At 68.8% G+C, this 24,865-nt stretch carries 18 protein-coding genes; 4 read left to right on the top strand and 14 right to left on the bottom strand.

Translation table 11 applies throughout. From position 1 onward, the window contains the following. Positions 1–15: 15 nt before the first annotated feature. The 3 genes from F0U60_RS23350 to F0U60_RS23340 are packed head-to-tail and all read right to left on the bottom strand — an operon-like array spanning position 16 to position 2,990. Positions 16–453: an Ig-like domain-containing protein gene (locus F0U60_RS23350; protein WP_395823462.1), complete on the bottom strand. Its 438-nt coding sequence runs from the start codon at positions 451–453 to the stop codon at positions 16–18. Then, a complete protein-coding gene (locus F0U60_RS23345; RefSeq protein ID WP_395823460.1) occupies positions 453–1,628 on the bottom strand; it encodes a cytochrome c3 family protein in 1,176 nt (391 codons plus the stop codon). Before F0U60_RS23345 ends, F0U60_RS23350 begins: the two co-directional genes overlap by 1 nt. Beyond that, a complete protein-coding gene (locus F0U60_RS23340; RefSeq protein WP_395823458.1) occupies positions 1,629–2,990 on the bottom strand; it encodes a hypothetical protein in 1,362 nt (453 codons plus the stop codon). 166 nt (positions 2,991–3,156) lie between these two features. Here F0U60_RS23340 and F0U60_RS23335 point away from each other — a divergent pair, with 166 nt between their 5' ends. Beyond that, positions 3,157–4,311, top strand: coding sequence for a type II CAAX prenyl endopeptidase Rce1 family protein (locus F0U60_RS23335; protein WP_395823456.1), 1,155 nt, complete (start codon positions 3,157–3,159; stop codon positions 4,309–4,311). Between the two features lie 30 nt (positions 4,312–4,341). Here the strand turns inward: F0U60_RS23335 and F0U60_RS23330 are convergent, their stop codons facing one another. The 5 genes from F0U60_RS23330 to F0U60_RS23310 are packed head-to-tail and all read right to left on the bottom strand — an operon-like array spanning position 4,342 to position 18,144. Next, positions 4,342–5,262 (bottom strand): alpha/beta fold hydrolase, encoded by a 921-nt coding sequence (locus F0U60_RS23330; protein WP_395823454.1) that lies wholly within the window; start codon positions 5,260–5,262, stop codon positions 4,342–4,344. A gap of 15 nt (positions 5,263–5,277) precedes the next feature. Then, positions 5,278–6,291 carry a fatty acid desaturase family protein gene (locus tag F0U60_RS23325; protein WP_395823452.1) on the bottom strand — a complete coding sequence of 338 codons (1,014 nt, stop codon included), beginning with the start codon at positions 6,289–6,291 and terminating at the stop codon, positions 5,278–5,280. Next, complete coding sequence (locus F0U60_RS23320; protein ID WP_395823450.1) at positions 6,288–10,973, bottom strand: SDR family NAD(P)-dependent oxidoreductase; 4,686 nt, start codon at positions 10,971–10,973, stop codon at positions 6,288–6,290. The genes F0U60_RS23325 and F0U60_RS23320 overlap by 4 nt, the downstream gene beginning before the upstream one ends. After that, complete coding sequence (locus F0U60_RS23315) at positions 10,970–16,384, bottom strand: SDR family NAD(P)-dependent oxidoreductase (RefSeq protein WP_395823448.1); 5,415 nt, start codon at positions 16,382–16,384, stop codon at positions 10,970–10,972. The genes F0U60_RS23320 and F0U60_RS23315 overlap by 4 nt, the downstream gene beginning before the upstream one ends. Next, positions 16,381–18,144 carry a fatty acyl-AMP ligase gene (locus tag F0U60_RS23310; protein ID WP_395823446.1) on the bottom strand — a complete coding sequence of 588 codons (1,764 nt, stop codon included), beginning with the start codon at positions 18,142–18,144 and terminating at the stop codon, positions 16,381–16,383. The genes F0U60_RS23315 and F0U60_RS23310 overlap by 4 nt, the downstream gene beginning before the upstream one ends. 197 nt (positions 18,145–18,341) lie before the next feature. On the opposite strand from F0U60_RS23310, the gene F0U60_RS23305 reads away from it, so the two are divergent. The 3 genes from F0U60_RS23305 to F0U60_RS23295 all read left to right on the top strand — a co-directional run bounded on the left by F0U60_RS23305 (position 18,342) and on the right by F0U60_RS23295 (position 20,649). After that, a complete protein-coding gene (locus F0U60_RS23305; protein WP_395823444.1) occupies positions 18,342–19,424 on the top strand; it encodes a fatty acid desaturase in 1,083 nt (360 codons plus the stop codon). Between the two features lie 75 nt (positions 19,425–19,499). Then, positions 19,500–20,285 (top strand): HipA family kinase, encoded by a 786-nt coding sequence (locus tag F0U60_RS23300; RefSeq protein ID WP_395823442.1) that lies wholly within the window; start codon positions 19,500–19,502, stop codon positions 20,283–20,285. Continuing rightward, positions 20,263–20,649, top strand: a complete 387-nt coding sequence (locus F0U60_RS23295) for a DUF3037 domain-containing protein (protein WP_395823440.1) — start codon at positions 20,263–20,265, stop codon at positions 20,647–20,649. Before F0U60_RS23300 ends, F0U60_RS23295 begins: the two co-directional genes overlap by 23 nt. Before the next feature lie 32 nt (positions 20,650–20,681). Here F0U60_RS23295 and F0U60_RS23290 read toward each other — a convergent pair whose 3' ends face one another. From F0U60_RS23290 to F0U60_RS23265, 6 genes are all read right to left on the bottom strand, one after another. Beyond that, on the bottom strand, positions 20,682–20,897 hold the full coding sequence (locus F0U60_RS23290; protein WP_395823438.1) for a DUF5818 domain-containing protein: 216 nt from the start codon (positions 20,895–20,897) through the stop codon (positions 20,682–20,684). Beyond that, complete coding sequence (locus F0U60_RS23285; RefSeq protein ID WP_395823436.1) at positions 20,894–22,759, bottom strand: S8 family serine peptidase; 1,866 nt, start codon at positions 22,757–22,759, stop codon at positions 20,894–20,896. Before F0U60_RS23285 ends, F0U60_RS23290 begins: the two co-directional genes overlap by 4 nt. Positions 22,760–22,898: 139 nt before the next feature. After that, complete coding sequence (locus F0U60_RS23280; RefSeq protein ID WP_395823434.1) at positions 22,899–23,531, bottom strand: alpha/beta hydrolase; 633 nt, start codon at positions 23,529–23,531, stop codon at positions 22,899–22,901. Between the two features lie 39 nt (positions 23,532–23,570). After that, positions 23,571–24,089, bottom strand: a complete 519-nt coding sequence (locus tag F0U60_RS23275; protein WP_395823432.1) for a hypothetical protein — start codon at positions 24,087–24,089, stop codon at positions 23,571–23,573. A gap of 1 nt (position 24,090) precedes the next feature. Continuing rightward, entirely contained in the window at positions 24,091–24,396 is a 306-nt protein-coding gene (locus F0U60_RS23270) for a hypothetical protein (protein ID WP_395823430.1), read from the bottom strand. Beyond that, positions 24,390–24,767 (bottom strand): HEPN domain-containing protein, encoded by a 378-nt coding sequence (locus F0U60_RS23265; RefSeq protein ID WP_395823428.1) that lies wholly within the window; start codon positions 24,765–24,767, stop codon positions 24,390–24,392. The genes F0U60_RS23270 and F0U60_RS23265 overlap by 7 nt, the downstream gene beginning before the upstream one ends. Positions 24,768–24,865 lie beyond the last annotated feature (98 nt).

Genomic DNA, 24,865 nt, shown 5'->3' with positions numbered 1-24,865 from the left:
GGGCTCCCTTCAGGCTCACGGCGCCGTACGGAAGGGCACCCGCACCTCTTGCGCGAGCGGGTTGCCCTCGTAGTCCGTCAGCGAGGTGCGCAGCACCAGCGTGTACGCAGTGCCCGGCTTGAAGGCCCCCGCCTCCGCCGCGCTCACCGTCACGGTGTACGGCACGTCCCCTCGCTCGAGGTTCGCCTCCGCGTCCGACGAAGGCGGCACCGTCAGCCGCAGGGGGACCTCCGCCCTCCCCTCGAAGATCGCAATGCCCGGGCGCAGCGTGCGCACGTCCATCGTCTCGGAGAAGAGGACCTCCAGCTGGCCACTCACAGGCAGCGTGCCCCCGGCGCTCGGCTCGGTGGACACCACGTCGGGCGGATCCATATCGCGCTCGGCGAGGAACGGATCCCCCGGCTCCAGACACGCGGCACACCCCAGCAGCCCTATGAGCAGCAACCGGCGCATCAGCGGCACCCCTTCTGCGCGAGGCTCTCCTGAGTGTGGCACTTGACGCAAGCCCGGTCGTTGGCCGCCGCCAGCCGCTTGCACGCCGCCGCGAAGCCGTCCGGATGTGGGTTCACCTGCCTCCTCACCGAGCGCTCCGAGTGGCAGCTCATGCACGACTCCTCCCGGTGGCAGGACACGCACTGCTGAATGTCGCGCGAGGCCGCGACGCCGTGATGCCGGGGCCCTGGCACCTCGACCCACTCGGTGTAGTTCGGGTGCACCTTCACGTTGCGCGGGCGCAGCGAGCGGTCCGCGTCCATGCCCACACCGGTGCGCTCATGACACGCCGCGCAGAAGGACTGTGTCCGGTGGCAGCTCGAGCAACGCGTGGAGTCCATCCGCGCCTGCACCGGGTGCAGGGTGATGTAGTCGTTGGGGTGCACCGACAGCGGCTTTTGCAGCGCGTCGTGGCACGACTGACAGAAGGTCTCCGCATGGCACGACATGCACGTCTGCCGATCTACCGACGCTCGGCTGCCGTGGTTGAACTCGTAGCGAGGCCCATGATCCAGCCCCAGCGGATCCCCCTGCATCGGCCGCAGCACGCCCGAGGGGAACGTGAGCTGCAATCGGCCCGAGGGCTCCGTCAGGTGACAGGTGCGGCACTCCTTCGAGGCCACGTTGCCGTTGTGGCACTCGAAGCAGGTGGCCATCTTCGGGAGCTGCTGCCGGGTGGCGAGCTGCACGTCCTTCATGTCGCCATGGCACGTCGCGCACTCCACCTTCTTGTCCACGTGCACCTTGTGGTTGAAGCGCAGGTTGGCCGGCGGCATGTCCACCTTCAGCGGCGCCAGGCGCACCGTGGGATCAAACCCCGGGTGGCACGCGTTGCAGCCCGCGGGAGGATCCGTCTTCGCCCCCTTCTTCGCGGCCTCGATGTCGTGGCAGGTCTCGCACTGCTCGTGACCTGGGAGGTTGCGATCCTTCGCCGAGCCACTCGCCCGGACGTCCTCGTGGCAGCTGACGCACTCGGCGCCCGCCGCCAGGTGCTGCGCGTGGTCGAACTTCAGGGGAATGTGCTGGGCCGGGTAGATGGCGAGGCTGCGCTCGCGAGCCGTGGCCGCCCAGGCGACTCCCGCCACCACGAGGGACAGGGCGACGAGCCCCACGGCTGTACGATACGGGCGCTCCATCTACAGACTCGCCTTCAAATCAAAGAGGAAGAACACCTTGGAGTCCCAGCGGGTGTACGGGTTCACGTTCTGCTCGAGCACCAGGGACACGCGCGCGGCCCGGGTCAGCATGTGGCTGGCCCACACCTGCGCGCCGAGGAAGTTGCCCGCCAGCAGCGGGTTGAAGCCGTCATCGATGCTCGCCACGGAGAGCCGCCCGTCCAGGCTGAGGCGCCCGTCGCCGAAGCCATAGCCCGCCGTGAGATCCGCCCAGAGCTGCGAGCCGCCGAAGCCCTGTCGGAACGACACGTCCAGCGCCGAGCGGAAGCGGCCTCGCTGCAGCGCCGCACCCGCCGAGCCGCCCGCCGTATAGGACGGAGCCCCTCCGGGATCCGCCGCCCTCTTCGCCACATCGGACTCGCTGTTGAGCGCCGTGTGGTACAGGCTCGCCACACCCTGCACGTAGTAGCGCAGCGGGCCTCGCGGGAAGTAGTCCACGCGCACCCGCGCCTCGTCCCTGGGCGCGAAGGCGAACCAGTACCAGATGGAGTCCGCGGAGAAGACCGGGGAGACCCTCAGCGCCTCGCCGCTCACCGCCAGCCGCTCCCCGTCCCACCGCACCTGGGCACGCGCCTGCGCGAGCCCCATCCGCAGCAGATCGAAGTCCACCCCCGCCAGCGCGCTCACCCCCAGCCCCTGCCCGTACCGCACCTCCGCCGTTGCGCGCTCGAGGTCCGTCTGCCCCTCCACCAGCGCCCGGCGGTAGCCCAGCGCGGCAGACAGGCCCGACAGGGCGCCCGGTCCCTCCAGCAGCAGCTTCCCGCCGTACATCGGCTCCAGCGCCGACAGGGAGGGGTCCGCCCCGGCCACGCCCTCCTCCAGCCGGCGCGAGTCGCTCTCCCGCGTCCCATCGGGCTGGTACACCGACGAGGACAGGAAGCCGGCCCCCTTCACCCACAGCCCGCCATACACCTCGGCGCCGATCCCCAGCGGGCTCATGTAGCGCACCCGCAGGCCATCGAAGGCCAGGATGTCCCCGACATCCACGTAAACCTGTCGCCCCAGCCGGCCCTCGAAGCCGTTGCCCCCGTAGCGCACGAAGGCGTGGAGCAGATCCGCGTCCTCCGAGCGCACCCCGTCAATCCTCGCGGCCTCGCCGCGCGGCAACCCGAAATCCGCGAAGACCCGCAGGCTGGACTCGAAGCCCACATCCTGCCCGGTGATGAGCTCGTATCCGTTGACGCCCAGGTACTGGACGATCCTCCGGCGAGGCAGCAGCACGGGCTCACCCGCGGAGGAGTCCCTCCAGGCGCGGATCTGATACACCTGCGCCTCCGTACGCGCCTCGAGTTGGAACGCGGAGGCCGACGCGGTTGTCGACATCAGCAGTGCCGCCAGCGGACCCGCGTGACGCAGAGCGCCTCGCCCGATATCCGTTCTCCGTCTCTGCGTTCGTTCCGGGAAGCGCATAACAGTGCAGGCATTATAGAAGCGACTCGTCCCGGTGCGTCGGGTTTTGAGCACCTCTCCCTCAAACCGGAGAAAACCGGTGGAAGAAGTCAGTTCCAGTCCTCCACAACCCCCCTCACCTCTCCTTTGGGATCCCCGCACCGTGGCGGTGGTCGCCACGATGGCCGTGTTCGTGGCCTTCCTGGTCTCGGGGCTGGCCGTGCAGCCCCTCAACGTGGCCTTCGGCATCTGGTTCACCCAGATCTTCGTCTTCTTCGGCGTGGGCTGGTTCGTGCTACGCGCCACCGGGAGAGACCCGGTGCGTTACACCGGCCTGTCCTTCCCGAGCCTGGCGCCAGTGGCCTTCGGGTTCGCCGTGGGAGTGGTCAACTTCTTCGCCATCGTCGCGCCCGTCCAGTACGTCTCCCAGTCGCTGATGCCCAAGTCGTGGCGGGAGATCTACGACGTCGCGGACATCTTCCGCGGACAATCGCCGGTGGAGATGGCCCTCATCGTGGCGAGCGTGAGCCTGGGGGCTCCGGTGTGCGAGGAGTTCTTCTTCCGGGGCATCTTCTTCCAGGGCCTGAAGGCGCACGGGGGGCGGCCCCTGAAGACCCTCGTGCTCTCCGCGGTTGTCTTCAGCGCGTTCCACCTGGATCCGGTGGGCTTCCTGGCCCGCGTGGAGCTGGGAGTGCTGTTCGGCTGGCTGCTGCTGCGCACCGGCTCGCTGTGGCCCAGCATCCTCGCGCACGCCGCCAACAACCTGGTGTCCACCGTGCTGTTCTTCAGCGCGAAGTACCTCGAATCCCCCCAGGAGCCCACCAGCCAGCAGGAGGCGATGACCCTCTTGATCTTCGCGCTCGTGGGCTGCGGAACGCTCTGGGCGCTGCTGTCCGCCACGCGCCGCTTCCCGGTCCTGCTGGGGGGCCCGCCCCGTCCGGCGGAGCTCGTGGAAGCCCCGGAGCCTCCGGTCCGGCTGGAGCCCCTGCCCCGGCTGCTGCGACTGGCGATCCCCTGGATGCTCGCCGCGGCGCTGTCCCTGGGCACCTACGTGGCGTTGGATCCGCTGGGTGTCCAGCTCAGCCAGATTGATCTGCGCTACCCGCTGACGCCCGTGCCCGAGGACGCACCGGATGCGCTGCACGCCGAGCGAGAGGCCCTGTTCGAGCTCCGGGTACGTGCCCGCCGAGGTGAAATCCCGCTCGGGGAGTACGTCCAGGAGCGGGCGAGGCAATCCAGCCAACCGAGACGCTGAGCGCTCACCCGCTCGTGACGCGCCCCCGGGTCACAACCCCGGGGCGGAAGGAGGCGACTCGGGCCAGCGTGGCGTCTCCTCGCGAGCCGACGAGCGCTGGCCCACCTCGGCGCGGATCCAGGCGTCCACGCGCTCGAGCACGGGCTCGGCTTTCTTCGCCCACCGGAAGTGGTGGAAGGACTCCATGCCGTAGTCTTTCGCCTGCAGCTCCACCTGCGTGACGCGCGCCTGCCTCAACTTGCGCGCCAGGAAGTCGGCGCAGGGCTTGGGAACGAGCGCATCCCCCGACAGCGACAACAGCAGCACAGGGATGTCGAGCTGGCCCAGCGCCCTGTCGTAGTCCGTGGAGTCGCCCTTCACCTTGTAGCGGCCCGTGAGCGCCTCCTGCGTCCAGTCCAGCATCATGTTCATCGGCTGCTTGCCGCCAAAGCCCAGCTTGTGGCCCGGGAAGAAGCCGAGCGTCCGGGCGATGACGTGCACCGCGCCGAGGCCCACGCGGCGTTTGAGCTGAGCCCCTTCCGGCATGGAGCCGTAGAAGTTGGAGCCGCCCGCGATGAGGATGACGCCGTTCACCTCGCCCGGATGCTGGCTGGCGTACAGCAGCGCGAACTGCCCGCCCAGGCTGTGCCCCGCCAGCAGGAAGGGCTTGTCCCCCGCCTCCCGCTTCAGCGCGGGCACCACGGTGGCCAGGTCGATGTTGAGGACCTCGTTGTACCCGAAGTTGTGCCGCCGCACGTCCCGCACGGAGCTGTCTCCCATGCCCCGCATTTCGATGGCGGCCACACGGTAGCCAAGCTGAGCCAAGGCCTCGGCCATCCGGCTGTAGAAGTCCACCTTCACGCCGAGCGCCGGCAGGAAGGCAATCAATCCCTTGTCCGGCGTGGCGTCCGCGCCAAACCACTTCACGACCGTCCGTGTCCCGTCGGGAAGCTCAAACGTCTGTGCTTGCATGACTGCTCCTCCCTTTCAGCTTGCGTTACAGGTCAGTCCTTCCGTCATGCGTTTGCCCTTCCACACGCGGAAGAGCGGAAAGGGCGCTGTCAGGTACTGCAGCTTCTCCTCCTGGAAGATACGGTGCAGCTTCTGGAGGTTGTAGAAGGGGCAGCGCGGGTAGGCGTGGTGCTCAACATGGTAGGTGATGTTGGCCCACAGCCAGCCAAGCACGGGGTTGGCCACCGTGATGGTGTTCTGAGACATGTCTCGCTTCCGGGGATCCCCCGGCGGGTACAGGGTGATGGGCGAGTGCTCGTACCCTCGGGTAATGGGATTGATGATGAACGTCACCACGGCCATGGGCACCCAGAAGATCCAGAGCAGCTTGAGGCCCAGCCCCTGGCTGATGAGCACCACGTGGATGACGGCCCAGACCAGCAGGTTGAAGCCCTGCTCCACCAGCACCCGGTTGCGCACGCGCCGGCCGTAGCGGGTGAGGGCCTGGCGCGTGTACCACTCGTAGTAGCGCCACAGCCGCGGCCAGATGTCGCCGAGATCTCCCGCGAAGTAGTACTCGTCCGGATCCCGCTCGGGATCCGAGATGTGCGAGTGGTGACGCATGTGCGTCTCGCGGTTCACCGAGAACGTCATGGTGAAGACGGTGGCGTAGAGCCGCCCCATGAGTCGGTTGAAGAAGTCCCGGCGGAACGCCGTGCCATGCATGCAGTCGTGATGCAGGATGAACAGCAGGTAGATCTGATTGCCGATCACCGCCGACAGGGCGAGGTTGATCCAAACATTGTCCACCAGGAACTGCGCGGTGACGGCCGCCGCGTAGAGGAGGATGTAGGGGCTGGCATACAGCAGGTGTTTGAACCCGTTGGGACGGATCAACGCCTGGATGTCTGCCTTGCGTTGTGGGCAGAGGAGCCACTTCTGGGGCGCGGGCTTCCGCTTGGGGACGTACGCGTCCGACTCGACTGTGACGACGTCTAGTTTCTCGACTTGCTGCTCCTTCAGCACGACGCACTCCTTTCTTCTGCTCATCCACGCATCGCCACGAGGCCCTCGAGAACCCGGCGGGAGCTCGAGACGCGCCGTGCATCAATCAGCCCGGTGTGATTCAGGACGTAGAGCAGCCACGCGTCGATGTCGGCGGTGAGCCGCTCCGCCGTCTCACGGCCGAGCACCTGCTTCATGTAGAGGGCCGTCTCCACGTGCTGGAGCTCCTCCTCGAAGGCCAGCGCCGCGGCGAACGGGTCGTCCACCACGTGGGAGATGAAGCCCAGCTCATGGGCTTCCCGGGCGCTCAGCTGCTCGCCGAGCATGACCAGACGCCTCGTGCGCGGCAGGCCCACCAGCTGCTTGAGATAGGAGAGACCTCCCATGCCAGGGATGAGGCCGGACTTGATCTCCGGCAGCCCGACCTTCACGCCGTCACGCACGAGCTGGAAGTCCGTGGCCAGCAGCGTCTCCAGCCCACCGCCCTGGGCGGTACCGTTGACCACCGCCACCACCAGGGCATTCATGGACGCCAGCAGTTGAAGCAACGTGCGAGCCTTGTCCGCGAAGGCCGCCAACGCCTCCTGCTCGCCCGCGGCCAGCCGGCGCACCACCTCGTCGCGATCGCCACCCAGTGAGAAGTACTCGCCGAAGTGGGACAGGAAGACGAGACGGTTGCAGAACAGCTCCGGCACCAGCTCGGGCAGGCGCCGCAGCGTGGTGCACAGCTCCCCCAACAGCTCGTCCGTGAAGGTGTTGGCAGGGGGGTTGTCGAGGAAGAGCCAGAGGTTGTCGCGTGCATCCTGGTACAGCGCCAGACGCCGCGGCGAGGGGAGCTCGCCCCGCGTCACCCCTGCCAGATCTACCGGGCGAAGCTGGCCGGCCAGGGCACGTGGCAGCTCCCTCTGAGAGGAGACCTCGGGCCGCGCCGGGCGAGCCCCAGCGGCCTGCCGCACCTCGCCGTCACTCCACGCCACGAAGATCTGCTGAGCCCCCAGCGCGGGGACCGAGTCATCGGCCGGGACGATCGGGCGCACCGCGACGAAGCCCTCATCCCTCAGGAGCGAGGGCCAACCGGCCGCGGACACCAGGGGCGAGTCCGGCAGGCGCTCGTGCGAGTCCACCGCGCTCCACCAACCCGGCAGGAGGCCGAAGGTGTACGTGGAGAACTCCTGCACCTCGACGCTCTCGTTGAGGAGCAGCGTCCCGCCCGGCCGCAGCAACTTCTTCACGTGCCGCAGCGAGGCGTGCAGATCGCGCGTGGCGTGCAGCACGTTGGTGGCCACCACGACATCGAACTCCTCGCGCAAGCCCTGCGCCGCCGGGTCCGTGCCGATGTCCAGGAAGCTGAAGCGCAGCGAGGGATGCACTGGCCCCAGGCGCTCCTTCGCCTCGGAGACGAGCTTCTCCCACAGGTCGGTGTACCGGTACTCGCACGCGATGCCCGCCTCGCCCAACTCACGCAGAATCTCGACCGTGGTTGAACCCGTGCCAGCCCCCACCTCGAGGATGCGCAACGGCCGGCGCTCCTGGGGGGTGGCCAGGGCGCGGACGGCCTTCGCCACCGCCTCGTTGTAGAAGCGGGAGACCTCGCTCTCACCGTAGACGGGGCGTACCAGCCGCGAACTGCCGCCGGGGAAGACGACCTCCGCCGCCGATTGCTCCCCACTGAGGATCCGCGGATAGGCAGCGAGGCTGGCCCGCAGCAGGGGCACGAGGTGCCGCAATGGCGCGTGCTCCTCGGCGAGCCGGGTGATGGCCTCGTCGAAGGCCTGCTCACTCAGCTCCTCCGCGCCGGCCCCCCCCGAGGCCTCCAGCCGCCGCAGCAAGGCCCTGACGAGAGAGGCGTGCTCGGCCACGATCCGTCCCTTCTTGACGGCCTCGTCCACGGAGAGCGCCTCCGGGCCCAACAGCCCGAGCTCTCGCAGCACCCTCGCCACGCGGCGCCGAGCCAGCGACACCAGCACCTCCAGCGCCTGCTGCGTCTGCGTGAAGACGGGGCGGTAGGACTCCACGTGCTCCGGAGCCACGGAGACGGGAGCGGCCCCCCCGACCTCGCGCACGGGGGCCCTCCCAAGCACGAGCGCCCGGCTCAGCCCCATCTCCTCCAGCACCCGCTCCTCGGCCGCCACAATGGCCGCCTGCTCCCAGCCAGAAGCCAGCACCTGCTCGAGCGCCGACAGCGCCTCGCCCGCGCGCAGCCCGTAGACCCCCTGGCGCGCCAGGAGGCCGCGGTACACGTCCGTCGCGACAGCGCCCACCTCGCTCCAGAAGCCCCAGTTGATGACTACGACGGGATGACTCCGCCGTGCCCGCAGCACCGCCGCATGGCCGTCCAGGAAGGTGCTCGCCGCCGCGTAGTTGCCCTGTGAGGCGTTGCCCACGAAGGACTGTACCGAGGAGAAGAAGAGGAGGAAGTCCAGCTCCAGCCCCTCGGTGACACGCGCCAGCACCTCGGCGCCGGCGACCTTCGGCCCGAGCACCCGGGCGAAGGCGTCCGCGTCCATGTCCGCCAGGCGCCGATCGTCCAGCACCATGGCGGAGTGGACGATGCCATTCAGCCCACCCCACCGGGTACGCACTGTCCGCAGCGCCTCGGCCAGCGCGACCTCATCCTCCACGGAGGCCTGCACATAGAGGATGTCGCGCCCATACTCGCCCTCGGCGGACAGCCGGTGCCGCAGCTCCTCCTCCGGCCGACGTCCCACCACCGCGACGCGCGCGCCGTAGTGGCGACGCAGGTGACGGACGAACTCCATGCCCACTCCACCGGCCCCACCCAGCACCAGGTACACACCGCCCTGGCGCAGCGGCACGGAGCCCCCCGCAGCGGACGGCTGCACGCCGAGGAGCCGGCGCTCATACAAGCGTCCCGCGCGCACAGCCCGCAGCTCCCGCGTGTGAGCCCCAACCCGCTCCACCCGCGCCAGCAGCCCGTCATCCTCCCCGCGGACCGCGCTCTCCACCTCCGCGCGATCGAGGTCCACCTGAGAGACACGTACCGCCGGATACTCTCGCGACAACGACTGGAGCAGGCCCCACACCCCGTGGCCCGCGCCCCTGTCCGGCGCCTCGTCGTGGACACGGAAGGCATTGAAGGTCAGGGCCTTCAGCGCGAGGGGGGACTGGAGACGCCCGGTAGCCAGCAGCGCCTTCACCAGGGCGAATGCCTCGTCATGCCCCGCCCCCACCAACCAGATCTCATCACAGGTGAGCCCCTGCTCCAGCGCGGAGCGGAAGTCCGCGACGGCATCGGTGCTCCCCTCCGAAAGGGCCTGGAAGCAGGCACGGCTGCCCAGCCACTCCACCAGGCGTGGCATGAGACCGCCCGCCCATCCCGAGCCCAGGAGCGCCACCGTCTTCCCCACTCCCGCGGGCCCGATGTCGCGCACGGGCAGCCAGCGGGGCACCAACACCTGAGGCCTCTCCTCGGGGCGCCTGTCCTCGGCCGCCGGGGTGGCCGGCGTCTCCGCTGGGACCTTCTCCGCCTTGGAGACGAACAAGGCCCCACTCCGCCTGGCAACCGCCTCCGGAAAGCTCTCCCGCAGGTAGGCCGCGAGCGCGGCGGCGGTGGAGCGTTCGAAGAGCAGGGTCGGGTAGAGCTGGACGTCCAGCTCTTTCTCCAGCGACTCGGAGATGTCGAGCAGCGCCAGCGAGTCCAAACCCAGATCAAAGAAAGGCGTCTCGGCGCTCTCGTCCGACCAGTCGATCTTCCCGTGGCGCGCAATGAGCGAGCCAATGAGTCCAAGGATCGGCTCTCCCTCCCATTGCACAGGGGCGTCTGGAATGGCCTCGAGGGCCGCGACAGGGGCCGGGGCTGGCGCCACGGGCACCGGCTGGGGCTCGGCGACGGTGATGGTGCCAGCTCGGGCCAGCAACCGGCGGATGCCGTCCAGCGCACGCACTCGCTTGACGCCGAACTTGCGGAAGCGCACCAGCGGCTGCCCTTCCATGTCGTAGATGCCGAAGCTGTGGTGGATCAGCTCCCGGTCGGCGATGTCCCCGTCCGGCTTCTCCACCCACACCCGCACCTGCCGCTGCCCCTTCAGCGACCGAGCTTGGAACTCATCGATGGCGAACGGAATGAAGAGATTCGCCTCGTCGAGCCGGTGACGGAGGTGGAACAGCGGGACGATGGTGGAGCAGTCGAGGAACACCGGGTGCAGCAGGAAGTCGCGGCCACGCGCGAGTGCCCGCTCTCCGAGCGACACCGTCCCCACGAAGTCCCCCGAGGGCAGAGGTGCCACCGTGCCCATGCACTTCATGAAGCTGTCGTGGAAGATGCCGATGTGGCGGGTGACGCCGTAGCACGCCTCCAGGTTGACGGGCTCGCCCAGACGCGAGGCGAGGTCCGCGGGCAGCGGCGGCAGCTCGGCCCGCCCGGTGAGCTGGAAGGTGCACGTCATGTGTGACGTGACGCTGTCGGACAGCGCCCGGTCCCCCTTCCAGGGCACGCTCGTCACGCTGATGCGTCCCTGCTCCCCCGCCTTCTCCACCGTCACCGTCAGCTTGCGATCCATCTCCGCATTGGTGACCACAGGCTCGTGGAACAAGATGCCGCGCAGCACCACCGAGTCGGTGTCTATCTGGGCCGCCGCCATCACCTTGTAGGCAGCGTCGAGCATGGAGACACCGGGCAGAATGTGGATGTCCTGCACCCGGTGCTCCGACACCAGGGGATCAGTGTCACGCACCATCACGCTGCTACGAATCCTCGCCGTCCTCATCCGTTTGCCCTCTTCCCTTCGTCCGACAGTTCCTCGATCCACACGTCCTCCAGCGCGAGCAGGGCCGCTACCTCGGGCTCTGGCTCTGGCGCGGAGGAGACCGTCACCGGCCGCGCCGGGTGCCAGGCCACGACCAGCTCCTCCTCAGGGATGGGCCGTGGCGCCGCCTCCAGCTCTTTGGGCCGCCGCGCCTGCTCCGGCCGCTCCGCCACAATGAGGTGCACGTTCGTCTTGCCGAACCCGAACGAGCTGATGCCGGCACGCCGGGCTCCCTGCCCCTCCCACGCCTGGGCTTCGCTCTGCGGATGGAAGGGCGTGCGGTCGAACTCGAAGCGCGGGTTGACGCGCTCGCAGTGCAGCGTGGGCGGCAGCATGCGGTGGTGCAGCGACAGCGCCACCTTGATGAGGCTGGCCACCCCAGCCGCACACAGCAGGTGACCCAGGCTGGTCTTCACGCTGCCGACGCCGCAGTGCTCCGGCGGCTCCTGCGCGAAGGCGCGCGACAACGCCTGCAGCTCGATGGGATCCCCGATCATCGTCCCGGTGCCGTGGGCCTCGACGTAGGAGATGCTCCTCGGCGAGCAGCCCGCGTTGCGCAGGGCCCGGGTGATGACGTCCACCTGGCCCTCCACGCCGGGCGTGGTGATGCCCAGGGTGTGGCCATCGTTGTTCATCGCACTGCCGTCGATAACGGCATAGATGGGATCCCCATCGGCCAGGGCCCGCTCCAAGGGCTTGAGCAGAACGCAGCCCACGCCCTCACCCGGGACGAAGCCGTTGGCCTTCTCGTCGAAGGTCCGGCAGCGACCGTCCGGAGACAGCGCGTGCGCCGCGCTCAGGAAGAGGTAGGGCTTCTCATCGAGCAGCACCTCCACGCCTCCAGCGATGGCCAGCTCCGAGTCCCCTGCGCGCAGGCTCTGGCATGCCAGGTGGACGGCCGCCAGGGAGGAGGAGCAGGCGCAGTCCAGCACCAGGCTGGGGCCTCGCAGGTCCAGCACGTGCGAGACGTACGCGGAGATGAAGTTCTGCCCGATGCCCGTGATGCTGTGCTTACCGGGCACCGCGATGCGCTCGGCGTACCCGCTGGTGCGAGCCCCTGTGAAGACCCCCACCCGCCGCCCCTGGAGGCCGTCCCGGCCGTAGGGTGAATCGAGCACCGCGGCCAGGCTGCACTCGGTGAACAAGCGGATGAGCGGATCCACGTCAGCGGCATCCTCGGCGCTCAGTCCGAAGAGCGAGGGGCTGATCCGCTCGATGCCGTCGACGAAGCCTCCCCATTGGCTGATGCTCTTGCCCGGCGAGTGCCGTGGCGCATACGTGGCCTGCCTGTCCCATCGCGACGAAGGAACTGGCCCCACGCAGTCCACGCCCGCCACGAGGTTGCGCCAGAACGACTCCTTGTCCGAAGCGCCCGGGAAGCGGCAGGCCATGCCGATGATCGCCACGCGGAAGGGTCCCTCCTCACGCCGTACCGGCTCGGTGGCGGACACAGTGGCCTGTGCCTTCGCAGGCGACTCGCGCACAGGAGAAGCCGGAACGGGCTCGGGCTGTGCCGGCTCCGCGGAAGGCACGGACAGGGCCTCGGGCGGCATCCGGTCCGCGAGGTAGCGAGCCACCGCCGCGAGCGAGTCACAGCGGATGAGCTCGGCAGGATCCACCTGAAGCCCAAGCCACGTCTCAACCTCGGACGTAATCCCCATCAGGACGATGGAGTCGATGCCGAGCTCCTCGAAGGGGGCCTCGTCGTCGAGCTTGGACTCCTCCGTCTCGAGCTCCTTGGCCACGATGGCGCGCAGCTTGCGGCGCAGTTCCTCCTGGCCAGCGTTGGGCGCATCGCTCCGAGAGGGAGTCACGGCGGCCACCGGCTGGGGAGCACGCTCCGGGGTGGGCCGCACCATCAGCGAGGAGTCCCCCTCGGCGAGCACACAGAGGCTCGGACCCAGCGAGTCCCCCGCGGCCAGCACCCGATGCAGCGCCTCGAGGCACGCATCCACCTCCAAGGGGAGACCGCTGCCATCCGCCGCCTCGCGCGTTCCCCGAGCCAGCCCCAGCCCCTGCCAGCGCGTCCACTGAATGGAGTGGTAGTACCGGTGGCCGTGCGCATGCTGGTACTGGGCGAAGAGATCCAGGAACCGGTTGGCGGCCGCGTAGTCCAGCACTCCCGCCGCTAGCCGGGGCGCGACCGAGGAGACCGAGGAGAACAGCACGAAGGCCCGCGGTGGCTCCTGCTCGAACAGCGAGTGCATCACCCGCAGCGCGTCCACCTTGGGACCCATCACCGTTGCCATGGAGCCCGCCGTCTTCTGGAAGAAGGCCGGCGCCTGCCGATCCACCGCACCCGCACAATGGAAGACATGGGTGATGCGGCCATGCGCGGCGCGGAAGTCCTCCAGGGCCTTGCCCAGTGCCTCGGCGTCCGTCAGCTCGCCCCGGTAGAGGACGACGGCCGTGCCTCGGCGCTCCAGGTCCTCGACGAGAGAGCGCTTGTCGGGCGACAGCTCCCGGCGGCCGGTGAGCAGCAGGGCCCGGAAGCCCCGCTCCACCAGGTCACCCGCGACGCGCAGGCCGATGTCGCCGGTCCCTCCCGTAATGAGGGCCACACCGCCCTCGCCTCCCGCCGTCCGTGCTTCGGGAGCCGCCACGCGCTCCATCCTCCGAACGAAGCGCTGTCCCTGGTCATAGGCCAGCTCGCTCTCACCATCGGAGTGCTCCAGCTCGCGAGCCAGCTGGCCCGCGATCACCTCGGCATCGAAGTCACCGGCCGGGAAGTCCATCGTCCTGCTCCGGCAACGCCGGTACTCGGCCCCGAGGCTCGCGAACAGCCCCGCATCCTGCGCGCCAGCGAGTGAAACAGGCGCACGGCCAGGCCGCCCCAGGTCCTGTAGCCCGAGCGTCACCTGCACCAGCTCGAGGAGCGCGCCCTTCTTCAGCGGTCCGCCGACGAGGTGCCGCACCCACTCCAGCTTGCGCAGCACCTGCCGGCTGTCCCGATAGGAGTCCTCGTCCAGGGGCGAGAGATCCACCACCGCCCCTACCCGCTCCATGTCTCCGAGCAGCTCCGCGGCCATCGGTTGCAGGGCCCGCCCTTCCTCGGGGCACTCGGAGATCCGCAGGGGGAGCCGAGGCAGCATCCGGCCAACCGCCTCCGCCACATGCCGGCCCTTCTCTCCCCCGACCAGCACCACGAGCGCGCCGTCAACCCGCGAGTCAGCTACCTGCAGCGGCTTCGGCACCCAACGCGCCGCATAGAAGGCCGCCCCAGGCCGTCCAGATGCCTGACGCACCCAGAAGCGCTCGCGTGCGAAGGGGTAGCCAGGGAGCGAGACCAAGGAGGAGGCACCTCGTGGGAACACCTGCGCCCAGTCGATGACCAACCCCTGCGTCCACAGCCGCGCCAGCTTGCGCAGCTCCCCCTGTGCCACCATGGCAGCCAATCGCTGCGCCAGCTCGGCCTCATCCGAGAACAGCTCCACCCACTCTGGCGTCTCACCGCGGACCGTGCCCGTGAAGACCTCGGGGGAGCGCGCGCCCTCACGCGCATAGCGGCGGAGCTGCTCCACCAGCCCGGACACCGAGGTGGCGACGAGGGCCAGCCGGTGCGGCAGTGGCGTGCGGCCCTGGCGCAGCGTGAACGCGACATCCTCCAGGTACGCCTGCTCGGCGGATGGAGTCTCGAAGTGTTGCGCCCCCAGATGATCCGCGAGCCGAGTGGCCCACGTGACGAGCGCCTCCTCACTCCGAGCCGACAGCAGGAACAGCCGCGCCTCGGACTTCGCTGCTGCACGCTCGGGCACTGGGGGGGCCTCCTCCAGCACCACGTGCGCGTTGACGCCACCGAACCCGAACGAGCTCACGCCGGCACGCCGGGGCCCCACCGGCAGCGAGACGCCGTCCTGAGTACCCTCCCAGGGCAACACCTCGCGCGAGATGCGGAAGGAGGCATCGCTCAAGTCGATGTGGCGGTTGAGCTGAGTGAGGTACGGACTGCCCGGGATGGACTGATGAAGCAGCGCGGCCACGCCCTTGAGCAGACCCGCCAGCCCGGCAGCCGCCTCCAGATGGCCAATCTGCGCCTTCACGCTGCCCAGGAAGAAGTGCGGAGCCACCGAGGTGCGTCCGTGCTCCCCGTGGAGCCGAGCAAAAGCCTTCTTCAGCCCCGACACCTCGATGGGGTCGCCCAGGGACGTGCCCGTGCCATGCGCCTCCACGTAGCCGATCCCCGCCGGGTCCACGCCCGCGTCCCTCGAGGCGGCGACGATGACATCCGCCTGCGCATCCGGGTTGGGGGCGGTGAGCGAGTTGGTGCGCCCGCTGTGCCGCACGGCGCCGCCCTTGATGATCGCCAGGATGCGGTCCCCATCGCGCACCGCTTCCGAGGCCCGCTTGAGGACGACACACGCCACGCCTTCGCCCCGGACATAGCCCGCGGCGCTGTCATCGAAAGGCAGACAGCGCCCCTCGGGGCTCAACATCCCCGCGTCCGCGAACACCTGGAAGGGCGTGCGCGAGGCGAGCACGTTGACGCCCGCCACCAGGGCCAGCCCGCTCTCTCCCCGCCGCAGCGACTCCACAGCACGGGACAGCGCCACGAGCGAGCTGGAGCAGGCCGTATCAATGGCCTCGCTCGCCCCCTTCAGGTTGAAGTACTGGGAGATGCGGTTGGCGAGGATGGCATGGCTGATGCCCGTGCCAATGTGCGTGGTGCGCGCGGCCTGCGTGCGCACCAGCAACTCGTAGTAATCGAAGCTCGACGCTCCCACGAAGACGGAGGTGTTGGAGCCGGAGAGCCGCTCCACCGGGCACCCCGCGTCCTCGAAGGCATGCCACGCACACTCCAGCAGCAGCCGCTGTTGAGGATCCATGGCGAGGGCCTCGCGAGGCGAGATACCGAAGAAGGCCGCGTCGAACGCCTCCACGTCCTCCACGAAGCCGCCCTGAAGGGAGCGAGGAGCGATGGCACCCGGCTCGGAGGCAGGGGCGCGCTCCGCGGGGAACTCGCGGATCCTCGACTCCCCGCGCGTGATCAGCGACCACAGCTCTTCCAGGCTCCGGGCTCCCGGCACCCGCAGCGAGACACCGATGATGGCCACGTCCCGCTCGGAGAGGCCGGAGTCTGGAGCCCGCGCGGATGAGGGACGCGGCTCGGCGCGCGGCTCGGGAGCGGGCTGGGCTCCGGCGATGAGCCCCGCGAGGTGCTCAGCCGTCTCTCGCACCGAGCTGAACTCGAAGAGCGCCTCGGGCGTCAGGGGAACACCGAACTCCTTGCGCAGGAACGCGGCGATGTCGACGTGGTTGACCGAGTCCAGTCCGAGCTCACTCAGCGAGCGCGACACGTCAATGCTCTCAGCCGGCTCGTGGAGGAGCTGGGCGATCTGCCGCCGCAGAAGCTGTTCAATGGCCTGGGACTTCATCGACCCCTCCCCTCACCCGCCGCGGCGAGCAGGAAGTGCTGCTCCGCCTCCTCTTTCCGAGCCGGCACGAAGACACGCTCCAACCGATCGCTCAGGTACAGCTCGCGGCAGTAGCTCCTGCGCACCTTGCCGCTGGTCGTCTTCGGGAGCGTGGGCGGTTTGATGAGGACCAGGTCAGCCAGCCGCAGCCCATACAGCTCCGACACCTCCTTGCGCGCCTTGGCCAGGATGGCCTGCTGCAGCTCTGGGGTGAGCCGCGCGACGGCGGTGCGATGCACCTCGGCGATGACGACAAGCTTCGTCTCCTCCTCGCCGTCCACGGTGAACGCCGCGGCGCCGCCGGGCCGCAGCGCCTCGTGACAACCGCTGACGGTGGCCTCGATGTCCTGCGGGTAGTGGTTGCGACCGCGGATGATGATCAAATCCTTGAGTCGCCCGGTGACGAACAGCTCGCCGTCCTGCCAGAAGCCCAGGTCGCCGGTGCGCAGGAAGGGGCCCTCGCCACGGGAGGTTCGCGCCTGGAAGGTGGCCGCCGTGGCGTCTGGCCGTGCCCAGTAGCCCGCGGCCACCGAGTCACCGGAGATCCACAACTCACCAATGCGTCCATCCGGAAGCACCTCGAAGGACTCCGGATCCACTACGCGCACCACCTGCCCACCGTGAGGCGTGCCGCAGCCGACCAGCACCGTCGAGGAGTCCTCCTGGCGGGTGACGAGGTTCCGTGCGAGCGCCTCCGGCTCCACCGGCACCTGCACTGTCTTGGCCGTGGGCGCGCCCCCGGTGACGAAGAGCGTGGCCTCCGCCATGCCGTAGCAGGGATAGAAGGCCTCCTCGCGGAAGCCGTAGGGTGCGAACTTGCGGCTGAAGGCATTGATGACCTGCGCCTTCACCGGCTCCGCGCCATTGAAGGCCACCTTCCAGGAGGACAGGTCCACCCCCTGCATGTCCTCGGGGGACACGCGGTGGACGCACAGCTCGTAGGCGAAGCTGGGCGCGCCGCTGGTGGTGGCCCGCCAGTCGGAGATGGTCCGCAGCCACGTCACCGGAGACATCAGGAACACGGTGGGCGCGAACAGCACCGAGGGGATCCCCAGGTACAAGGGTTGGAACACGTTCCCGATGAGTCCCATGTCGTGGTACAGCGGCAGCCAGCCCGCGAACACGGTCCGCTCGTCGTGGCCGAAGGCGCCCCGCACCATCTCCTCGTTGTGGAGCAGGTTGCCGTGGTTCACCATCACGCCCTTGGGCAAGCCCGTCGAGCCCGAGGTGTACTGGAGGAACGCCAGGCGCGAGGGCTCGAAACCCTGATGCCGGAATTCATCCGCTGCGGACTCGGGCACAGTGTCGGTGCTCAGCCAGGTCATCCCAGAGAGGGCCGAGTCCCCATCGGGAAGGATGCGCTGAATGGAGGGCCGGACGGCGGTGTGGGTGAGCAGGAAGCGGCTCCCCGCGTCGCCCATGATGCGGGCCAGGCGAGGCAGATCCCTCGCGTTGCGCAGCGGCTGGACGGGCACCGCCACCACTCCCGCCGCGAAACAGGCCAGGATGGCCTCGATGAAGTCCAGCCCGGGCAGATACATCAGGATGGCGCGCTCACCACTCGCCCCCGCCTCCTGTAGCCGCGCCGCAATGGCCCGCGCCCGCCGAGAGAGCTGGGAGAACGTCAGTGAATTGCGGCTGCCATCACTCTCCAGGAACACATAGGCAGTGGCATCAGGCCGCTCGGACGCGTGCCGCACCAGGACATCGAACAAAGACATAGAAGCGCTCTCCATCCACCAGGACTTGCCTTCGGAAGAGGGCGCGTTCGGGATTTGTGATGCGTGAGCTCCGGAATGAGTCGTCAGCCCGAACACCTCGGGTGCTCGCCTCCTCTCCGGGCGGTCAGCCGCCGCGGCCTCCACTCGGCGTCACCTTCCGAGTGGGCTCCCTCTCTCCCAGAGAAAGGAACCCCCGCATGGACGCGTTGGCCTCTGTCAGCGACATCCGCAAAGCACTCGCCGGGTATGCCGTGCCTGACACGAGGCGAGGCGTGATGCTCTTCCTCCTGGACCTGGCCCTCTTCCTGGCGGGGATCGCCACCGTGCTCTTCGCGCCTGGCTGGGGCCTGCAGGTGCTGGGGAGCCTCGTGGCGGGCCTCAAGGGAGCCACGCTCTCGACGATCGGCCATGACGCCGCGCACAACAGCTTCACGCGCTCACGCCGGCTCAACACGCTGATCGCCGTCGTCTCGCTGCTGCCGGGGCTCTTCAACTACAAGCTCTGGGTGTACAACCACCACGCCATCCACCACGCCAGCACCAACGGCAAGCACCGCGACGCGTACACCCCACTCTCCAAGGAGGAGTACGACGCGCTCTCGCCCCTGGGCAAGCTACGGGAGCGCTTCTTCCGCGCACCCTCACTCCTGCTGTTCGGCCCCTACTTCATCCTCGAGCGTTGGTGGTCGGACAAGTTCTTCCCTCGGCGGCACATGCCCGCCCAGGTCCAGCGCGCCGCGTGGCCGTACTTCGGGCTGCTGGTGGGGTTGCTCGTCAGCTATTCGGCGCTGCTGCTGTGCGCGCCGCTCTACTCCTCGCAGACAACGTCCCTGCGCGCCCTCTTCCTCGGGCTCATCCTGCCCTTCTTCGTGCTGCACTCGGTGTTCAGCCTGTCGGTGTACCTGATGCACACCCACCCCCGTGTGCCCTGGTTCAAGGGCCGGCCGGACATCAACGGGGATGGGCGGCAGGAGTTGGTGACGGTCCACCTGAACCTGCCGCGCTGGAGCTCGGCACTCATGCACAACGTGTTCAACCACGCAGCGCACCATGTGCACCCGGCCATCCCCTGCTACCGCCTGCGCGAGGCCCAGACGAAGTTGAACGAGATGCTCGGACCGTATGCCGTCTCCGTCCCCTTCTCCCTCGCGCTGGTTCGCGACATCCAGCGGCGCTGCAAGCTCTACGACTACGAGAACCACCGGTGGATCGACTTCGAGGGCCGGCCCACCACGGAGGTCCTCGCCCTCTCGGTGCGCCGCGAGCAGCTCACGAGCTGACGGAGCCTGACCTCCTGGAAGCAGTGCTTCCGAGTGGTTGCGTGGGGCTGGTAGTGTCCGGGCGAGGATCTACGAGTGAGAACAATCACCGCGACACGCTACGTCACGCCGCTCCGAGAGGGCGGCTCAGTACCCGCCATCATCGAGGCGGAGGACTCGGGGCTGTACGTCCTGAAGTTCCGGGGTGCAGGCCAGGGCATCAAGGCGCTCGTGGCCGAGATCGTCTCGGGCGAGCTGGCGAGGGCGCTGGGACTGAGGGTGCCGGAGCTGGTGCTGGTGGAGCTGGATCCAGCCCTGGGCCGCGCCGAACCGGACGAGGAGATCCGCGATCTGATCAAGGCGAGCGCGGGCCTCAACCTGGGCATGGACTACCTGCCCGGCTCCATCACGTTCGATCCAACGGTGGGCCCCGCCCCGGAGGCGGCGGAGGCCTCGGCCATCGTATGCTTCGACGCCTACGTGACGAACGTGGACCGCACGCCGAAGAACCCGAACATGCTGTCCTGGCACAAGGCGCTGTGGCTCATCGACCACGGCGCATCCCTGTACTTCCACCACGCCTGGGACGACTACCTGGAGCGCAGCCAGAGCCGCTTCCCCGCGGTGAAGGATCACGTGCTGCTGCCCTGGGCCTCCGCACTGCCGGAGGCGGAGGCAACCCTGCGCCAGCGGGTGACGGCGGACGTCATCCAGCATGTCGTGGCGTGCGTGCCTGACGCGTGGCTGGGCCCAGCCATGGAGCCACGGTTCGCGACGGTGGCGGAGCACCGAGAGGCCTATGCCTCCTACCTGCTGAAGCGCCTGGAAGCGGTGTCGGCGTTTATCGAGGAGGCACAGCGTGCCCGCGCACAGCTCGTTTGACTACGCCATCATCCGCGTCGTGCCGCGAGTGGAGCGCGAGGAGTTCATCAACGCGGGCGTCATCCTCTACTGCCTCACCCGGCGCTTCCTCGATGCGCGGATAGAGCTGGACGAGCGGCGCCTCACGGCTCTGGCACCGGAGGCCGACGTGGAGCTCATCCGCAGCCACCTGGCCTCCATTCCCCGCGTCTGCGCGGGAGGCAAGGCGGCGGGGCCCATTGGGCAGTTGCCACAGAAGGAGCGCTTCCACTGGCTGGTGGCACCGCGCAGCACGATGATTCAAACGGGCCCGGTGCACTCGGGCCTGTGTATGGAGCCGGAGAAGGCGATCGAGCACCTGCTCCAGCGGATGGTGAGGCTCTAAGCCCCACCACCCACCGCACCCGTCTTCACGGGTCAGATGAAACGGTAGGAGGCCACGTTGAACACGGGGCCCGTCATGGCGAAGGTCATCACGTCTCGGGCCACGTCGCCGTGGACCTCCACCCGCTGGCCGTCCTTCTTGATCTTCCGATCGCCGCCCGCGAGCTGGTAGGTGTGCCCGTCATCCGCCTCGAGCACCCAGACGCCGCCCTCGATGTCGCGGAACACCACGCGTCCGGTGAGCTTCATACCGCCGACTCCTTGCGCAGCAGGGCTCGCGCGATGAAGAGGCAGATGAACGTGTTGATCACCAGCCACGGCACGGCGAGGAAGGAGAAGGGCATCCACGCCAGGGCGGGCGCATTGCTCCAGGCGGCGTAGGCAAGGAAGCCGGCGAAGCCCAGCGAGAGCCCACCGATGGCCGGCCGGAGCCCCCGGTACTTGATGGCCAGGAAGGACAGCAGCAGCGGGATGAGCGAGCTGTAGAAGAGCGGGTTGGCCAGCTTGCCCCGGCCGAAGATGATGCGCTGCCAGTCGGGGATGGGCAGGTACGCCGCGTCCACCACGTCTCCCGCCACCCCCGAGGCCCCACCGAACCACGAGCGCGCGAAGAACACGCCCACCGTGGCCAGCACCAGCGGCACCAGGAAGCTCGGACGGAAGAGGATGTTGAAGTAGCCCGGACGCTCACGCCCACGCATCGTCAGCAGCACCAGCGCCAGCAGGGCCAGGGCCCACCACAGCGACGGCCAGCGCGAGGCCCCACTCCCGAGCGCCTTCAGCGAGGCCTCGGCGTCCAGGAGCCCGTGCCCGTACTCCTCCGTCCAGGCCTGGCCCCCGACCCGCTTCGCCCCGGCGTAGAGCGCCTTCTCCACCTCGTCCGGACCGCTGGCGCCCTCGGCGTACAGCAGCGCCGCCACCGCGGCCACGTGCGGGGTCGCCATGCTCGTGCCCTGGTAGGCCGCGTAGACGGAGCGCGACACATCCCGCGGATCAATGGTGTTCTGCAGGATGCCGCCCGCGTCGCCCTGGCGCTTGTCACCACCCGGGGCCGCGATGTCCAACTCCTTGCCATAGGACGAGTACGGAGCCCGCGTACCATTCGGGCCCACCGCGGCCACCGCCACCGAGCCCGGGTACGCCGCCGGGAACTCCACCCGCGAGCGCCCCGCGTTGCCCGCCGCAGCCACCACCGTGACGCCCTTCTTCCGCGCGTACTCCACGGCGTCCGCCATCACCTTCGAGTAGCCGCCACCACCCAGGGACATGTTGATGACGTCCGCGCCGTTGTCCGCCGCGAAGCGGATGGCCTCGGCGATGTCCGCCGACGTGCCGGCACCGAAGTGGTTGAGCACCTTCACCGGCATCAGCGTCGCCTCGAAGGCCACGCCGGCCACGCCCTGGCCGTTGTTGGTCGCCTGCGCGATGGTGCCCGCCACGTGCGTCCCGTGCCCGTGGTCGTCATTGGCGTGCGCATCGTCGTTGACGAAGTCGTACCCCGTCTTGAACTTGACGCCCTTGAGGTCCGGCACCTGCTTGAAGTCGTCGTAGTCCTCGTAGGCCACGCCCGTGTCCAGCACCGCCACCACCACGCCCTTGCCCCGGCTCTGCTGCCAGGCGCTCGGCATGTGGATCATCCGGAGGTTCCACTGCTTGGGGTAGTCCGGATCATTCGGGGTGAAGCCGTCCTTGCCCAGCTCATCGAGCGGCGCCTCCAGCCCGGACACAGCCGCCTCCGCGGGCGGCACCGAGTACACCTTCAGCGGCTCGGCGGACTCGACAGCCGGGTTCTGGCGGATGTGCGCGAGCACCTCGTCCACGGACCCCACACCCCGGGCGATCGTCACGCCCGTGCGCTCGCCCTCCACGGAGTTGAACTCGAGGTTCACCCCCCACTCGGACTCCCAGGCATCGAACTCGGCCTTGGAGGTGCCGTCCTTGAAATCCACGACGATGCCGCCGGGCTCCTCCTCGGCCAGCTCACGCCGCGAGGTATCCACCGCGGGCGCTTCCCGCGCCTTCTCGCCCCCGGACTCCGGGGGAGACGCGCAGGCCGCCGCCATCACCAGAGCCAGCACCGCACTTGCCAGGGTCCAACGCTTCATGGGCATGGGCGCTCCTTTGACGACCCATACGAACGAACCGCGGAACGATTGGGTCTGATCGAATCTGTTTGATACCCCTCCCGGCGGGCAAGTTCCCTCCGGGATGAGGAACCTTCGTCAAATCAATAGGTTACACAGCACGGGGTCATTTGCCCGACAGCCGCTTCAGCCAGGCGCGCACGGCTTTTCCCACCTGGGGCAAGGCGTGATGGAAATTGGCCCCAGCACCTTCCACAACCTCCAGAGTGCCCCCCGCCGCATCCACGGCCTGGGCCAGCTCCGCCCGGGACAGGGTGGCGTCCAGCTCACCCACCACCACCAGCAACCCCCGTCCGAGCCTGGCCAGCTCCCGAGCCTCCACCTCCCTGGGACTCACCAGGCACAGGCCCGCCACCTCGGGATGGTGCGCGCGAAGCTCGAGGGCGACCCGGGCACTCCCATGGAGCGCGGCCACTGCCGCCGCGGGCGAATGCGCATTCTCCAGCACCACGGCCAGGGCGGCCCCGGCGTCCTGGACCAGCGCCTCGCCCGAGCCCCGAGCCCCCTGGCTCCCACCGACGCCGCGGTAGTTGAAGCGCAGCGTGGGGTGGCCGGCCGAGGACGCAGCGAAGGCCAGCTCGGCGCCGATGACATGGTCCATGCCGCCCCCGTCCTCGGGCCGAGGCGGGAGGACGAGCAGCGGGGGACGCTCGTCACCCCGGTGCGCCATGCCTTCCATCACCTCGGACCCCAGGGGAATGAGCGTGGGGCGCTCGAGGAACTGACCTTTGAGGACCATAGAGAACCCGGAGCTTAGCGCGGAGCAAGTCCGCGCGCTTCACTCCTGGAGAACTTCCTCCCGAGCAGTGAACGCCAGCCGAGCCTCGCAGGACAACGGGCTGCCCCCCGCGCACGAGGCACAGCTCGACTTGAGCTCCACCACGCCCCGGGAGATGGTGTCCAGGTCCTCGAAGACGATGCGCAGGGCCGTGGACTCCAGAACCTGGCCATCGGCCGACACTTGCACCCGCTCGGCCGAGAATGAGTCGCCGCTCCCAGCGATAGCCCCCGAGAGCCTCACCGGCGGGGTGTCTCCGAGCCGCCAGCCCCCCTCGGGAGCTTCCAGCTCCAGGAAAGCCCGGTCGGGGCTCCCGGCCTCCCAGACGGTCCAAATGAAGTCGCGGTAGAGGTTGCGATCCTCCACCCGCGGAGAGGGCGGCGTCCCCCCGAGATAGCAGGAGGCCGCAAGCGCCGAGAGAGGCGCGGGGTCCACCGCCACGCGGTAGCGCCGGAGCTCCTCGCCGCCTCCACAACCGGCGAGCACGGTGAGCAGCACCACGGTTCCCAGCTGTCGCATATCAGGTCGCTCCCGCCATTTCCGCCGCGTGCTCCTCGCGGACCCACGCATAGTACCGATCCGTGTTCTCAGGGGTGTGGAAGAGGACGAGGAGCGCCACATGCTTCTCGTCCCAGAGCTTCGTCAGCAGCCCCCAAAGTCGGTGAGTGAGATCTCGTTGCTCTGCATCGGGCACATCGAAGACTTCCAGGGCCCAGTCCCGGCCCGGAAAGTCACCTTTGGTGGTTCGATGATCCGTCCACCTGATCGGCCGCTCCCCGACGATCTCCCTCACCCTCCTGCGGATCTCCTCCCGTTCATTCACCATGTCGGCTCCTCTCCAAGCACATGCCGGACGATGGCCGTAGCCGTCTCCAGCGCTGTCCTTGCACGCTCGACCGTCAGGTCCTCTTCGAGATAGTCCGCAGCCACCCGCAGCCGCCCCAAATCGTACAGTCCCTCACTCGCCTGCTCGTCGAGCACCCCTGTCCTACGCGTCTCGTACGGCAGGGGCTCATGCAGGAAGTAATATACACCGGACCTGACCTCTGGAGTAGGGATACCCGCCTCATTCATTGCGTGCCAGCACGCATGGTAGGCCGCGTAGTACGCCCGCGAGGCCGCCGCATTGGGGCACGGATCCTCAACGTCCAGAAGCACACGCGCCGCCGCCAGGTTCTCCCACGCCTTCCGCTCCATCGCCCTTCCCCTCCACCACCTCCCTTCCTACCGCCCACCTCTGACATGGGGCAGCCCGCCCCCACCCCAGCGGTCATCCTGGGCTGCATTCCTCGCGG

The sequence above is a fragment of the Archangium minus genome (genome assembly GCF_044360475.1).
Classification (GTDB): Bacteria; Myxococcota; Myxococcia; order Myxococcales; family Myxococcaceae; genus Archangium; species Archangium minus.
This window is presented reverse-complemented; position numbering and strand designations above follow the sequence as displayed.